At 40.8% G+C, this 14,796-nt stretch carries 11 protein-coding genes and 1 pseudogene; 9 read left to right on the forward strand and 3 right to left on the reverse strand.

The annotated features are described in order from the left end of the window. The first annotated feature begins 1 nt into the window (after position 1). From RZN25_01625 to RZN25_01640, 4 genes are read left to right on the forward strand one after another with little or no spacing between them, the layout of a single operon-like run. Positions 2-1,003, forward strand: a complete 1,002-nt coding sequence (locus RZN25_01625; GenBank protein MEQ6375536.1) for a MoxR family ATPase — start codon at positions 2-4, stop codon at positions 1,001-1,003. Continuing rightward, positions 1,000-1,887, forward strand: coding sequence for a DUF58 domain-containing protein (locus tag RZN25_01630; GenBank protein MEQ6375537.1), 888 nt, complete (start codon positions 1,000-1,002; stop codon positions 1,885-1,887). The genes RZN25_01625 and RZN25_01630 overlap by 4 nt, the downstream gene beginning before the upstream one ends. Positions 1,888-1,919: 32 nt before the next feature. Continuing rightward, entirely contained in the window at positions 1,920-3,746 is a 1,827-nt protein-coding gene (locus tag RZN25_01635) for a VWA domain-containing protein (protein MEQ6375538.1), read from the forward strand. Beyond that, positions 3,727-6,582 (forward strand): VWA domain-containing protein, encoded by a 2,856-nt coding sequence (locus RZN25_01640; protein MEQ6375539.1) that lies wholly within the window; start codon positions 3,727-3,729, stop codon positions 6,580-6,582. Before RZN25_01635 ends, RZN25_01640 begins: the two co-directional genes overlap by 20 nt. 40 nt (positions 6,583-6,622) lie before the next feature. Here the strand turns inward: RZN25_01640 and RZN25_01645 are convergent, their stop codons facing one another. From RZN25_01645 to RZN25_01655, 3 genes are all read right to left on the reverse strand, one after another. After that, the gene (locus RZN25_01645; GenBank protein ID MEQ6375540.1) at positions 6,623-7,180 is read right to left on the reverse strand and encodes a CBO0543 family protein; all 558 of its coding nucleotides are present in this window, start codon (positions 7,178-7,180) and stop codon (positions 6,623-6,625) included. Between the two features lie 195 nt (positions 7,181-7,375). Continuing rightward, positions 7,376-8,932 carry an ABC-F family ATP-binding cassette domain-containing protein gene (locus RZN25_01650; protein MEQ6375541.1) on the reverse strand — a complete coding sequence of 519 codons (1,557 nt, stop codon included), beginning with the start codon at positions 8,930-8,932 and terminating at the stop codon, positions 7,376-7,378. 339 nt (positions 8,933-9,271) lie between these two features. After that, positions 9,272-9,805 (reverse strand): HAD family hydrolase, encoded by a 534-nt coding sequence (locus tag RZN25_01655; GenBank protein ID MEQ6375542.1) that lies wholly within the window; start codon positions 9,803-9,805, stop codon positions 9,272-9,274. Positions 9,806-10,002: 197 nt separating this feature from the next. Here RZN25_01655 and RZN25_01660 point away from each other — a divergent pair. The 5 genes and pseudogenes from RZN25_01660 to RZN25_01680 all read left to right on the forward strand — a co-directional run bounded on the left by RZN25_01660 (position 10,003) and on the right by RZN25_01680 (position 13,196). Next, a pseudogene (locus RZN25_01660) lies at positions 10,003-10,188 on the forward strand (glutaredoxin domain-containing protein). 770 nt (positions 10,189-10,958) lie between these two features. Continuing rightward, positions 10,959-11,186 (forward strand): sulfurtransferase TusA family protein, encoded by a 228-nt coding sequence (locus RZN25_01665; protein MEQ6375543.1) that lies wholly within the window; start codon positions 10,959-10,961, stop codon positions 11,184-11,186. Positions 11,187-11,256: 70 nt separating this feature from the next. Then, on the forward strand, positions 11,257-11,739 hold the full coding sequence (locus RZN25_01670; protein MEQ6375544.1) for a DsrE/DsrF/DrsH-like family protein: 483 nt from the start codon (positions 11,257-11,259) through the stop codon (positions 11,737-11,739). Positions 11,740-11,752: 13 nt separating this feature from the next. Then, positions 11,753-12,325, forward strand: coding sequence for a sulfurtransferase TusA family protein (locus RZN25_01675; protein MEQ6375545.1), 573 nt, complete (start codon positions 11,753-11,755; stop codon positions 12,323-12,325). 97 nt (positions 12,326-12,422) lie between these two features. Further along, complete coding sequence (locus tag RZN25_01680) at positions 12,423-13,196, forward strand: sulfite exporter TauE/SafE family protein (GenBank protein ID MEQ6375546.1); 774 nt, start codon at positions 12,423-12,425, stop codon at positions 13,194-13,196. Positions 13,197-14,796: the final 1,600 nt, after the last annotated feature.

Consider the following 14,796-nt stretch of genomic DNA (forward strand, 5'->3'; position numbering starts at 1 on the left):
AATGAGTGATGTTGAAAACTCGATTGAAGCTGCTGGAAATACTCTATTATCCATTAAAGAAGAGCTGAAAAAATTTATGGTCGGTCAGGACGCAGTCATTGACCAAGTACTCATAGGAGTTATAGCTGGAGGACACGTGTTATTAGAAGGTTTGCCTGGATTAGGGAAGACAATGCTTATTAAAAAAATATCAGAGGTATTGGATTTGAAGTTTTCTAGAATTCAATTCACTCCAGACCTTATGCCTGCGGATATAACAGGTACCCACATGGTTCAACCTGACGAACAAGGAAAACAGAAGTTTGTTTTTCATGAAGGTCCTTTGTTTACCAACATTTTATTGGCAGATGAAATTAACCGAGCCACACCTAAAACGCAAAGTGCTTTATTAGAAGCTATGGCAGAAAAAACAGTGACGGCATTAGGAGAGGAAAGGAAACTTTCTGAACCATTCTTTGTATTAGCTACACAAAACCCTATTGAGTTAGAGGGTACCTATCCTTTGCCAGAAGCACAGTTGGATCGGTTTTTACTAAAAGCAGATGTGGCGTATCCATCAGCTTCCGAGTTAAAGGAAATTGCTAGAAGAACGACTGGAAACGATATAGGTTCGCTTCAACAAAAGGCCGACGCACATTTTATCCTCTCCATGAGAGAATTATCTAAGCAGCTACTTGTGTCAGAACATGTAATGGATTATGCCGTCTCCCTTCTCATGGCTGCCCACCCGGAAGAACAAAATGCCTCTGATTTAGCCAAAAAATACGTCCGATATGGGCCAGGTCCACGTGGATTACAAGGTCTTATCTCAGCAGCTAGAGTTCGCGCTATAGAATATGGAAGGGTACATGTTTCTAAAGAAGATATAAAGGCTTTTGCTAAACCTGTACTCCGTCACCGATTGTTCTTGAATTTTGAAGGACAAGCTGAAGAAATAAATCCAGATCTTATCATTGATGAGATGATCATGGTGGCTGACCAAAAGGCGGTGGGGAATGTATGACAATTTTATCCCCGAATATGGTTCAGAAATTGTCTCGAAGAAAAATTGTCGCTCCCGTTAAAATAAGAACCGGACAAAAAGGGGAAAGGCATTCACAATATATGGGCTCATCTCTCGACTTTTCAGGGTACCGTTTATATACACCTGGAGATGATGTGCGTCAAATTGATTGGAATAGCTTTGCACGAACCCAAAAGCACTACATCAAGCAATTTTATGATGAAAGAGAGCTTAGAATTCATTTGTTTATTGATTGTTCTAGATCCATGGGATTAACGCCTGAAAAATGGAAAAGAACGTTGGAAATAGCTTCTTCCATTGTTATTCTAGGCACTAGTGGACATGATTCTATTTATTTAATACAAGTCCCTAAAAAAGATGAGCTAGTCTTAAAAGGGAGAGGAGCAAAATCCAATCAAAGACTCTTACAAAATATAGAAACACTACAGGTTGCAGATGAAAATTTTACTTTTTCTAAAGAGTTATCCCATAGCCTTACTGAGATAGCTACCAACCATGCATTGAACATTGTGATTTCAGATGCTTTAGAACCTGTAGAGCAGCTGTATTCCTCCCTTGCCATGTTACAGAAGAAAGGACAGCGGACCCTTTTTATTCGAGTTTTGGACCCTACAGAAAAGGAGCCACATTTTTATGGAGATAGAAAGCTAAAGGATATCGAAAGTTACACCTTGGAGGAAAAGGATATTTCTTTCTCGCAGGGTATAATTCGTCAGTATAAAAAATCCTTAGAAGAACATGAGAAGCTGTTCATACAATTTTGTAAAAAAAGAGGGATTACGTTTGCTGAGCATGTGGTGGATCAACCATTAGGAGATTTAATGTTTCAACAATTAGCCCATCTAGGGTGGGTAAGAGGATAATTAGTGTTTGCTAAAAGAAAGGAGGGGTATGGATGGGGATTCTTAATCCATGGGCATTGCTCCTTAGTTCATTGATTCCTATACTGATAGCTTTTTATTTTTTTAGAAAGCAAAGGGAAAAACAGTCCGTGTCAGCCTTGTTTCTTTGGGAGCAGGCTATCAATGATCGTCAATCCAACAAGATATGGGATAGACTACATAACAATTTATTGCTGATCTTACAGCTAATTATCCTTTTTCTTTTGATTTTTGCAACACTCCGTCCATACATCTATCAGCAAGGAATACAGGGTGACGAACTTGTGATTATTCTAGATTCATCGGCTTCTATGATGGCTGAGGAGCTTCAACAAACAAGATGGGAAAGTGCGAAGGAAGAAGTTTTAAGTCAAATAGAAAAATTGACTAGCCAGCAATCAGTCACCATTATTGAGGCGAATCAAAATCCATCTTATCTCACCCTACATGAATCCAATCATAAATTGGCAATGAATGTTATAGATCATTTGGAGGTTTCCTATCAAAAACCAAATTGGGAAAGTGCTATTCAATTGGCAGTAGCTTCCTTATCGAATCAGTCAGGCGTGATTCAATTATACTCGGATCAATTTAAAGAGAATATATTGAGCGAAGGATTTAAAAAGTCAAGTATCCCATTAGAGGTTAAAAATATAGGACAAGGTTTGGATAATCTATCTTTACGATCATTTGGTGTTAGGAAAGAAGGTTCTACGGTCTCTGCTGTGGTTCAAGTGGAAAATGAGAGTGGAGCCCCTATCGAAACAACCATTGTGATTCAAAATAATAGCTCTATTTTGGAGGAAAAGAAGATCACGATTCAGCCTAATGATGTCGTTACTGAATCGTTTGAGGGACTACCGGAGACAGACATGTATAAGGCTGAAATTCAGCCGAAAGATTCCTATACTCTCGACAATGCTCAGTATGCTCTTCTTGATACTCAAAAAGAGATAACAGTCTATACAAGTGGAAATATCCATCCTTACGTGACTCAGGCCTTAAGATCGATGGGGATAGAACCTGTTACGATTCCCGAAGAATCTTTGAGAGAGACGACAAGAACAGATGGAGTGTACTTGCTTTTCCATGTAGAAGAAAAGAATTGGCCAACTGGTCCTAAACTGGTGTTTTCTCCTCAGAAAAATGGGACCTTTCAAATAGGGGATAAAATAGATTTAGAGTACAAACTTGCATCGACTGGAATTGATTCATCTATTCTACAGTATGTAGATTTGTCAGAGGTTTACCTTTCTAAATTATATTCCGTGGGAGACTTCCAACAATTCATTCCACTTATTAAAAGTGGAGAGCATCCCGTCTTGCTTCGTGGGAAGGTTGAGGGGCAACCAACGCTTCTATTTCCTTTTGATATTGAAGATTCAGACTGGCCATTACATGTGAGTTTTCCCATCCTTCTACAAAATAGCATTCAATACTTATCGGCAACTAATCAATCATTAGGATATTTTTCACCTGGAGAAAAAGTTGAGGTTGTTTTACAACCTTCTACAGAAGCGGCATGGGTACAAAATGATCGAGGGGAAATACTTTCAAATGTTCAAGAAAGAAATCGGATCATGAATGTGCCGAATCAGCCTGGATTATATGAACTTGTTGAACAGGAAAATAATCAAAAATCTTCTCGTTCATTTATTGTTAACCTTGAACATAATGACCGTTCAACTGCTGTCTATCCTTCCTTTCAAATAAAAGGGGAGAATAAGGTGGAGAAAGATTATTTTAACCGAGTTGAGGTATGGCGATGGTTAGGTATACTGATCCTGATCATTCTGTTGGTTGAATGGGAGGTGTACCGTCGTGGGATTGCAGTTCGATGAACCTTTATGGCTTTTATCCATTCTTCCTTTAGCATTTTTGCTTCTTTGGTTTTACCATACGGTGAAACATATTCCTAATAAATGGATTATTCTTACATTAAGAACACTTATCCTTTTAAGTATTATATTTGCCTTAGCTGGTTTATCATTGGTTACCTCAAAAGATTACAAAGAAATTGTTTTTGTTGCCGACCGCTCACATAGTACTTATGGAAATGAAACTTTAATGAAAGACACTATACAAGAAGCTATCCAGAATAAAGGCGAAGAAGATAAGTACTCCATTGTATCTCTTGGGAGAGAAGCAGTTTCTGAGATTCCAATGACGAATCGAAATCATTGGGAGGATTTTCAAACGGAGATTAATAGGGAACACACCAATCTGACAGCTGGCTTAAGATTAGCTTCAGGCCTATTTCAAAATGGCCAAAAGGGTCGAACGGTCTTGCTTACAGATGGTAACGAGACAATGGGAGATGTGATTGAAGAAGCTGGATTTTTGAAACAACAAGGATTTGTTGTGGATGTATTTCCAATAGAGACCAAAGGAAAGAGTGATGTTGCGATTGAGTCGTTTCAAGCTCCAACTACTATGTATTTAGGAGAAAAGGCCGCTCTTACAGGTAAGATTAGTAGTAATATCAACACCAATGCCCGATTGCGAATGTATGATGATGATCAACTGATTATGGATCAACAAGTTGAGCTTGTTCAAGGTACAACTGAATTTTCCTATCCTCACATCGTGCAGAACTCAGGATTTCATAGTTTTCGTGCAGAAATTATAAGTGATGATGATGAGCAACAGGAAAATAATGAGTTATATGCATACACCAGGACGAAAGGGAATCCTCTGGTCCTCGTAGTGGAGGGAGAGCCTGGGAATGCCAATAACCTAGTGACTGCACTACAATCTAGTGATATGAATATTAAAACGGTTTCTCCTGAATTGTTGCCTACTAGTTTAGGTGGATTTCTTTCCTATGACTCCATTGTAATGAGCAATGTTTCTGCGACTGATTTTGACGTAAGCCAAATGGAACTTATGAAACAAGCCGTTGAAGAATTTGGTATTGGTTTTGTCATGTCAGGAGGAGAAAATTCCTATGGATTGGGGGGATATTATAAAACCCCAATAGAAGAGATTCTGCCTGTTGAAATGGAATTAAAAGGTAAAAACAAAATTCCTTCCACAGGGATTGTGATGATCATCGACAAATCAGGAAGTATGAGCGGAGCGCCAATTTCGTTAGCTATTGAGGCAGCTGCTAGGTCTCTTGATTTGCTAAGAGAGAATGATACATTAGGTGTCATTGCCTTTGATAATACTCCTTGGCAAATTGTTGAAACAGGTCCCATTGAGGATAAAAAAGAGATGGAAAAGAAAATTCGTTCCATTACGGCGAATGGGGGAACAGATATTTTCACCCCTCTTGAACAAGGGTATGAACAGCTTGGCCCATTGAATTTAAAGAAAAAGCATATTATTTTATTGACGGATGGGCAATCGGCAACTTCCATCGATTATCGTTCCATGATCGAATCGTATTTAGAGGACGAGAAGGTCAGCCTTTCTACGATCGCCATCGGTTCAGGAGCGGATACTCGCTTACTTGAAGAAATGGCAGAGCTTGGAGGAGGTCGCTATTACCACGCAACAAGCGAGGCGAATATTCCCGTCATTTTTTCTAGGGAAACGGCCTTGGTTACAAGAACCTATATTGTGGAAGAACCGTTTGTACCTACTGTAATAACACCTAACCCTTGGGAAGGCTTATTCTCAGGAGGAGTACCAACCTTAAATGCTTATGTTGCAACTACACCTAAGGGGAGAGGACAAAGAATATTGATGAGTCATGAGGATGATCCCGTTCTAATGAGATGGCAATATGGACTTGGTAGAACCGTCTCATGGACCAGTGATTTGTCGGGTTGGAGCGGACAGTGGCCTCAATGGTCTAATTGGTCTCCCCTATGGAATGAGATTCTGTCCTGGACGTTCCCTCAATACGAACAAGATCAATATGAAGTGGAAAAGCAAATAGAAGGGGACGAGGTTATCCTAACGATTACCTCATCTGATCCATTAGTGACAGATTTAGAAGGTACCCTTGTTACAGATCAAGGACAATCTAAGGATTTCACTTTAGACTTGAAGGGTCCAGGTGTTTTTGAGGGAAAATTTACGGCTGAAGAAGTGGGGATCTATTATCTCCAACTGTCCGAGAAAAAAGGGGAAGAAATTGTAGGGTCATTCCAGACTGGAATTTCTGTCCCTTATTCGAATGAATTTGCTTTTCAAGGTACGAATAACGAGAAGTTAGAAGCAATTGCTCAAGCAGGCGGCGGTGAGGTTTTAGAAGACTTGGATTTCGTTTTTTCAAAACCAATGGAAAATCCTAAAGAATCACAACCCATCTTTCATTGGCTTTTATCTTTTGCAGCGCTTTTATTTTTAGTAGATGTATTTGTTCGTCGATTTGACGTAAGATTTAATTTTAATAGAGTTGTCTCAAGTGTTAAAGATAGAATCGAGCGACAAAAAGAACCAAGCCCTAGAACAAAACACCTTGGTGAATTAACAAAATCAGTTAAGGAAAAGGAAAGAAAAGCAGTTATACCACAGGTGAAAAGAGAGGCTCTTTCTCGAAAAAAAGAAGCATCCGAAAAAGAAAAGAAGCTACAACCAAAAATCAATACGAGTGAAAAAACGATACAGGAAAAGTCACTTCCATTGAAAGAGAGAAAGAATCCATCAAAAAATACTGCCAGTGCGTCTAATCGAACCGAAAGAATGAATCAATTATTAGACGCTAAAAAACGCAGAAACAAGTAAACTAAGAAGCATCCTACTGTGTGAGGGATGCTTCTTAGTTTTATTCACAAAAAAGATATGTCAAACAGTCTAAGTGATTACGATTTTCTACAGGAACCCCTACTGGTATATCAAACCACCACAAGAAAAAGATAGCAAACAAGATAGAGAGCGGATAGGCAATCAAGGGTTTCCTATAAAAAAGCCAAAGCATAGGAAACATGATAATATCAAATCCCACTGACCACCAGTAATTCCACCCATATTGATAATCAATCCGATTAAAATGAACATATAAAAACTCAATTCCAGCATACCACCCTATGTAAAATAAATAGTGAGAAATAATTTTGGATTTCCCAAGGTTTTTAGGATAATTTCCAACAAAGAGCAAGGCAGTTCCCGGAAAGACACTAAACGTATAAAGCACTTCAGTAAATGTACGATTACTAAAGGCATCGGCGTCTAGTCGCCATAAAAAATAATTAGCCGTAAGAAAATTATAGGCTAGATTTCCTAAAGCAAAATAGAGCATTACCGTATGGTATTTTTGCCAGTTCCTCCAGTCACCCCATAACCAAACGGAGAGGATGACAAAAAGGGAGACGATTAGGTGCATGCTTTCCACTCCAAGGCGTTTTTTACTATCAAAAATTTTAAATTTCGTCGGTTGATTGTATAAGTAAACTTTTGCTAACTAGTATGTCCTCCTATTTGTTTCCTATGAAAGAAATGCATAGAATAAAAAAGAGTGATTCTTCTTCCACAAGAAAATCACTCCATTTTATATTATTCTTACTAGCTTTGTTCCCACTTAAAAAACTTTGGTTGTCCAGTTCTCTCCATTCCATACATCTGTTACAATATCTTCGTAAAAGTCTGGTTCATGGGAAATCAGAAAAATACTACCTTTATATTCTTTTAGTGCTCTTTTCAATTCATTTTTGGCATCCACGTCCAAATGGTTGGTCGGCTCATCAAGGATGAGAAGATTCGTTTCGCGATTCATCAATTTACAGAGTCTTACCTTCGCTTTTTCTCCACCGCTGAGCACTTGAACCTTGCTTTCAATGTGCTTGGTTGTTAATCCACATTTGGCAAGTGCCGCACGAACTTCATATTGAGTAAAGTGAGGGAACTCATTCCAAACCTCATCTAAACATGTTTGATTTTGGTCGCCCTTTAGTTCCTGTTCAAAGTATCCTATATGGAGGTTTTCTCCAAGTAAAACCTGTCCTGATTTCGCAGGTATTTCTCCTAGGATACTTTTTAGCAAAGTTGTTTTTCCAATCCCATTGGCGCCTAATAGGGCTATTTTGTGACCACGTTCCATTTGAAGATTTAAAGGCATGGATAGAGGTTCATCATAGCCAATTGCTAAGTCTTTAGTTTCGAAAAGAAGCTTACTTGGTGATCGAGCCATTTTAAAATGGAATTCTGGTTTTGGCTTTTCACTAGCTAGCTCTATAACCTCCATTTTATCTAACTTTTTTTGACGAGACATAGCCATGTTTCTAGTGGAAACTCGAGCCTTATTTCTAGCAACAAAATCCTTTAGCTGAGAAATTTCCTGCTGCTGTTTTTTATAAGCAGCCTCTAATTGCTGTTTCTTCATCTCATAGACTTCTAAAAACTGGTCATAGTCTCCCGGATAACGGGTTAGTTCTTGATTTTCCATGTGATAGATTAGATTAATGACACTATTCAAAAATGGGATATCATGAGAAATTAAGATAAAGGCATTTTCATAATCCCGTAAATAGCGTTTGAGCCACTCGATGTGCTGAACATCTAAGTAGTTTGTAGGCTCATCCAAAAGAAGAATGTCAGGTTTCTCAAGCAAAAGCTTAGCAAGTAATACTTTGGTTCTTTGTCCACCACTAAGCTCGTGAACATCACGGTCCAAACCAATTTCATCCAAACCTAATCCTCTTGCTATTTCTTCAACTTTTGCATCAATAATATAAAAGTCTTGATTGGTCAGCTCATCCTGGATGCTTCCGGTTTCTTCCAGTAGTTTTTCTAATTCATCGGGTTCCACCTCTCCCATTTTTGCAAAGAGGTTGTTCATTTCTTCCTCCATATCAAACAAATATTGAAAGGCTGTTTTCAATACATCTCGAACGGACATCCCTTGTTGCAGAGAAGCATGTTGGTCCAAATATCCAACACGAACGCGCTTGGCCCACTCTACTTTCCCTTCGTCTGGTTGAAGCTTACCAGTTACAATATTCATAAAAGTAGACTTACCTTCCCCGTTGGCACCGACTAGACCTATATGTTCACCCTTTAGTAAACGAAAAGACACGTCATGAAAGATTGCCCGATCTCCGAAGCCGTGACTTAAATTTTTTACAGTCAAAATACTCATTTATAATAACTCCTTAGTGCTAGGCACAAATTATGGTAAATAACATAAGAAAGTGGTCAAAAAGTCACATTGCGAGACCTTGGCCACTTTTTCTATTATAAACACTCGAATGCATGGTGTCACTTAGTTTTTCCAACATGAACCGTCAGTAATACCCTCCCCTCAAATCTTAAGTAAAAATAAGAAGAGAAGATGGGGGATAAACTTCCTGAAAAAGTCTGATTGGTTCAAGGAACATTTAGGTCATACCCTTGGTAGTTAACAATCAGTAAGGGACGTCCACTAATTGAATTTTCACTTTAGCGAAAACAGAAAGCCATAAAAGGTAATGTCTATCTTCTACTCAGCGGCATCCTGGAGAATCCATTCTACTGCATGATAAAGGTCAGGAACATTCGCATCTGCTAGTGGGTCACTTTCCCCAAGGAAGATTCCCTTTGTTCCAGCCTTTTTGCCAGCTTGGATATCGGTGTCTGTGTCCCCTACCATATAGGATGCACGGAGATCAATGCCATTTTTTTCAGCCAAATCTTCTATCATTTTGCTATCAGGCTTTCTACAAGCGCACCCATCTGTTGGCTTATGTGGGCAGTAGGCGACATCATGAATCACAGCCCCTTGTTTAGTGAGCTCCTGAATCATATGATCATGTATCTTTTGTAGATTTTCTTCTTTTAGGTATCCTAACCCTACGCCACCTTGATTCGTTACAACAGCAATAAGATCAAAAATCCCTGAATCATTTAGCTTTTTTATGGCTTCAGGAACTTTGGGTAAAAAATAAAGCTGATTGGGTCGATTCACAAATTTTACCCTATCTGTAAGAACTTCGTTAATCACACCGTCACGGTCTAAAAATACAGCGCGTTTCAAGTGTATCACTCCTCGCATAAGCTGTTCATTAGATTTTCTAACTCTTATGGTGTACATTTTAACCAGAGGGTTGGTAATTTACCACAGAATAGCACAAAATATTAGAGTGCATAATAATTATAACAATATGAGGAGGATGTCATATGAATGAAAAAAATGTAACGGTATACACAACACCTACATGACCACACTGCACAACGCTTAAGCGATTCCTTTCGGAGGAAGGAATTTCATTTAAGGAAGTGGATTTGACTGTAGATGAAGTGGGAAGAAATGAAGTTGTGGAAGCAACTGGACAATTAGTTGTACCACAAACGAAGATTAATGGGAACTGGGTCATCGGTTTTGATCCTGAACAGATTTTACAATATGCAGGTAAGTAACATATGGGGGAGCTTCTTAGGAGGCTGCCCTTTTTTACAGCTTTTCTTTACAAGATAAGAAAGTATAAAATTTGTCTAGCTCCAGCGCCCTATCGACTAGAGTCGGTTCCCTCCTCTCCATCGATAAGTCAACATCGATTCACTTCGTGAACCGTGTTTCCTTTATCTCGTTCGATGAGGTCCACCGCCTTACGTCGATGATCGAGGGCGCTTGCGCTTTTCTTATACTATCAGAATTTCTAATTTAAGTCGGTTGATAGTATAAGTATAGCTAAGGCTTTCACCATTAGGACTTCCACTCCCAAGTATAAGAGATTCTAAGAAAAGAGCAGGCGCTTTTCGAAACAAGAAAATCGGTTGTTTCTGTGAAAAAGCTCTAAGTAGCTTTCCTTAGGGGGATTACTTGGGGCAAAAACTTCGGAGATTACTCGATGAAGCTTTTTTGCTGTAGCTAGACAATTTCTCTAATAACTAAAAATTCTGACAATATAGAAAGAAAAATACGCTTTCAAGAATCCCTTTACTGATAATCCGAGATTTTCAAAATAACTTCCTTGTCACATATTCATAAAATTAGAAACATAAAATATAAACTGTAATTATATTGTCACCTTATCCCACATAAAGGACAGTCATTCCCTTGGGTGCTAACAATCAGTGGGGGACGGCCGCTGATTGAAGTTACACTTTATCTAGTTGACAAATTTAATTTTGTTTTATACTATACCCACAGGGGTAATGTGTTAAAGTAAATTTGAGGAGGAATTTTGATGAAAGCAGATAAATTACTAGACGCAAAGGGTTTGGCATGTCCAATGCCTATTGTAAAGACAAAGAAAGCATTAACAGAAATTGATGCAGGCCAGATTTTAGAGGTGCATGCCACAGATAAGGGTGCAAAGAATGATCTTACGGCATGGACGAAATCAGCCGGTCATGAGCTAGTTCAAGACGCTGAAGAATCTGGTGTATTTAAATTTTGGATTAAAAAGGGCTAATTTTTTGCGAATTTTTATACCCGTATAGGTATATATTAAACTCATAACAACAAGGGGAAGGAGAAAGAAAATGTCTGAGCAAAAGAAAAGAACGACAATCGTTTTGTTTAGTGGGGATTATGACAAGGCAATGGCTGCCTATATTATTGCAAATGGTGCAGCGGCCTATGATCATGAAGTAACAATTTTTCATACTTTCTGGGGATTAAATGCTCTTAGAAAAGATGAACCAATTAAAGCGAATAAAAGCTTCGTGGAGAAGATGTTTGGGAAAATGATGCCACGTGGTGCAAATAAATTAGGTCTATCAAAAATGCATATGGCTGGTATGGGTCCAAAAATGATTAAAGATGTTATAAAAAAACACAATGCGATGCCTCTATCAGATTTAATGGAAATGGCACAAATGCAAGATGTAAAACTTGTCGCATGTACCATGACTATGGACTTGTTAGGTCTTCAAAAAGAAGAACTGTTGGATGATATTGAGTATGCCGGAGTGGCAGGCTATCTGGGGGATGCTGAAAACGGCAACGTAAATCTATTTATTTAATAGGGGTGATCATATGGAAATTAAAACAGACGTTGTTATAGATGCAAAAGGTTTGGCGTGCCCAATGCCCATTGTTAAAACCAAGAAAACAATGAGTACGGTTGATCCGGGAAAAGTTGTGTTAGTCGAAGCTACTGATAAAGGATCATTAGCGGATATTAAAGCATGGGCTAAAAGCTCAGGTCATGAATATATAGGGTCCGTGGAGGAAGAAGGAGTCCTTAAACACTATTTACGCAAGGGAAGTAATGAGGAAAAAGAAGAGAAAAAACATCCTCATGTTGTAAATAATGATCAGTTAAGTAGTAAATTAGATGAAAATGCTGACTTCATACTAGTAGATGTGCGAGAACCTGCAGAGTTCGTATTCTCCCATATCCCTGGTGCAGTATCTATTCCATTTGGTCAACTTGAAGAGAGGATAGATAAATTGGAAAAAGAGAAAGAAATTTATGTCGTTTGCCGAACAGGCAATAGAAGTGATATGGCATGTCAAGTGTTAACTGAAAAAGGTTTTGAAAAAGTGATAAATGTTGTCCCAGGGATGAGTGAGTGGTCTGGTCCAATAGAAAAAATGGGAAAATAGGTGAGGGGGAATTTGCCCTCCTATTTTTTCTATAAAATAATACCCTTAAGGGTAATTAGAAAATGTAGTATACTGTAATATACGAGGGGGAAAGAGAATGGACTTTGCATTTATACTCACACTTTTCTTAATAGGATTTGTGGGTTCTTTTATTTCAGGGATGGTTGGAATAGGTGGCTCTATTATCAAATATCCTATGCTTTTATACATTCCACCATTATTAGGATTTACCGCATTCACTGCCCATGAAGTATCTGGAATAAGTGCTGTTCAAGTGTTTTTCGCAACGATTGGAGGAGTTTGGGCCTACCGTAAAGGTGGTTTTTTAAACAAATCTCTTATACTGTATATGGGAATTAGTATCCTCATTGGAAGTTTTATCGGTGGATATGGATCAAAACTAATGTCAGACTACACAGTTAATGTCGTCTATGGAATACTTGCAACTATTGCTGCTATTATGATGTTTGTACCGAAGAAGGGAAAAGAAGATACAAAGAATGAGGAAGTTACGTTTAATAAGACATTAGCTGCCATTCTTGCTTTCATCGTTGGAGTTGGCGCTGGGATCGTTGGAGCGGCGGGAGCGTTTATTTTAGTTCCTATTATGCTTGTAGTATTAAAAATTCCAACTAGAATGACGATCGCCAGTTCATTAGCCATTACCTTTATTTCATCTATAGGATCAACTTTAGGGAAAATCACAACCGGCCAAATTGAGTACTTGCCTGCTGCTGTAATGATTGTCGCAAGCCTTATAGCTGCCCCTCTAGGAGCCAATGCAGGCAAAAAAATGAACACCAAAATACTACAAATCATCTTGGCTATCCTCATACTAGCATCAGCAATTAAAATTTGGATGGAGTTTTAGGGACGGTTCTCACCAACACGGTAACCCAGAATTTACAAGCAGACGCACGCCGGCCCAAAGTAGACGCACAAATCAGTGAAAGAGACGCGCGCCGGCCTCAAAGAGACGCACGAAAACCGAGCAGACGCACGCCGGCCCAAAGTAGACGCACAAATCAGTGAAAGAGACGCGCGCCGGCCTCAAAGAGACGCACGAAAACCGAGCAGACGCACGCCGGCCCAAAGTAGACGCACAAATCAGTGAAAGAGACGCGCGCCGGCCTCAAAGAGACGCACGAAAACCGAGCAGACGCACGCCGGCCCAAAGTAGACGCACAAATCAGTGAAAGAGACGCGCGCCGGCCTCAAAGAGACGCACGAAAACCGAGCAGACGCACGCCGGCCCAAAGTAGACGCACAAATCAGTGAAAGAGACGCGCGCCGGCCTCAAAGAGACGCACGAAAACCGAGCAGACGCACGCCGGCCCAAAGTAGACGCACAAATCAGTGAAAGAGACGCGCGCCGGCCTCAAAGAGACGCACGAAAACCGAGCAGACGCACGCCGGCCCAAAGTAGACGCACAAATCAGTGAAAGAGACGCGCGCCGGCCTCAAAGAGACGCACGAAAACCGAGCAGACGCACGCCGGCCCAAAGTAGACGCACAAATCAGTGAAAGAGACGCGCGCCGGCCTCAAAGAGACGCACGAAAACCGAGCAGACGCACGCCGGCCCAAAGTAGACGCACAAATCAGTGAAAGAGACGCGCGCCGGCCCCAAAGAGACGCACGAAAACCGAGGAGACGCGTGCCGGTCCAAAGTAGACGCACGAATCAGTGAAAGAGACGCACGCCGGCCCCAAAGAGACGCGCGAAAACCAAGGAGACGCGCGCCGGCCCAAAGTAGACGCACAAATCAGAGAAAGAGACGCGCGCCGGCCCCAAAGAGACGCACGAACACCGAGGAGACGCGTGCCGGTCCAAAGTAGACGCACGAAACAGTGAAAGAGACGCACGCCGGCCTCAAAGAGACGCACGAAAACCGAGGAGACGCGCGCCGGCCCAAAGTAGACGCACAAATCAGTGAAAGAGACGCGCGCCGGCCTCAAAGAGACGCACGAAAACCGAGCAGACGCGCGCCGGCCCCAAAGAGACGCACGAAAACCGAGGAGACGCGTGCCGGTCCAAAGTAGACGCACGAATCAGTGAAAGAGACGCACGCCGGCCCAAAGAGACGCGCGAAAACCGAGCAGACGCGCGCCGGCCCCAAAGAGACGCACGAAAACCGAGCAGACGCGCGCCGGCCCCAAAGAGACGCACGTAAACCGAGGAAATGCGCGCCGGCCCCAAAGAGACGCACGTAAACCGAGGAAATGCGCGCCGGCCCCAAAGAGACGCACGTAAACCGAGGAAATGCGCGCCGGCCCCAAAGAGACGCACGAATCAGTGAAAGAGACGCGCGCCGGCCCAAAGTAGACGCACAAATCAGTGAAAGAGACGCATGCCGGCCCCAAAGAGACGCACGAAAACCGAGGAAATGCGCGCCGGCCCCAAAGAGACGCACGAATCAGTGAAAGAGACGCACGCCGGCCCCAAAGAGACGCACGAATTTTAGAGATTTTCA

Source organism: Bacillaceae bacterium S4-13-56 (genome assembly GCA_040191315.1).
GTDB lineage: Bacteria > Bacillota > Bacilli > Bacillales > JAWJLM01 > JAWJLM01.

What these genes read in the sequence shown, in the direction of transcription:
- RZN25_01625 (MEQ6375536.1), top strand. Translation starts at nt 2, where the DNA reads ATGAGTGATGTTGAAAACTCGATTGAAGCTGCTGGAAATACTCTATTA.
- RZN25_01630 (MEQ6375537.1), top strand. Translation starts at nt 1,000, where the DNA reads ATGACAATTTTATCCCCGAATATGGTTCAGAAATTGTCTCGAAGAAAA.
- RZN25_01635 (MEQ6375538.1), top strand. Translation starts at nt 1,920, where the DNA reads ATGGGGATTCTTAATCCATGGGCATTGCTCCTTAGTTCATTGATTCCT.
- RZN25_01645 (MEQ6375540.1), bottom strand. Translation starts at nt 7,180, where the DNA reads ATGCACCTAATCGTCTCCCTTTTTGTCATCCTCTCCGTTTGGTTATGG.
- RZN25_01650 (MEQ6375541.1), bottom strand. Translation starts at nt 8,932, where the DNA reads ATGAGTATTTTGACTGTAAAAAATTTAAGTCACGGCTTCGGAGATCGG.
- RZN25_01665 (MEQ6375543.1), top strand. Translation starts at nt 10,959, where the DNA reads ATGAAAGCAGATAAATTACTAGACGCAAAGGGTTTGGCATGTCCAATG.
- RZN25_01670 (MEQ6375544.1), top strand. Translation starts at nt 11,257, where the DNA reads ATGTCTGAGCAAAAGAAAAGAACGACAATCGTTTTGTTTAGTGGGGAT.
- RZN25_01675 (MEQ6375545.1), top strand. Translation starts at nt 11,753, where the DNA reads ATGGAAATTAAAACAGACGTTGTTATAGATGCAAAAGGTTTGGCGTGC.
- RZN25_01680 (MEQ6375546.1), top strand. Translation starts at nt 12,423, where the DNA reads ATGGACTTTGCATTTATACTCACACTTTTCTTAATAGGATTTGTGGGT.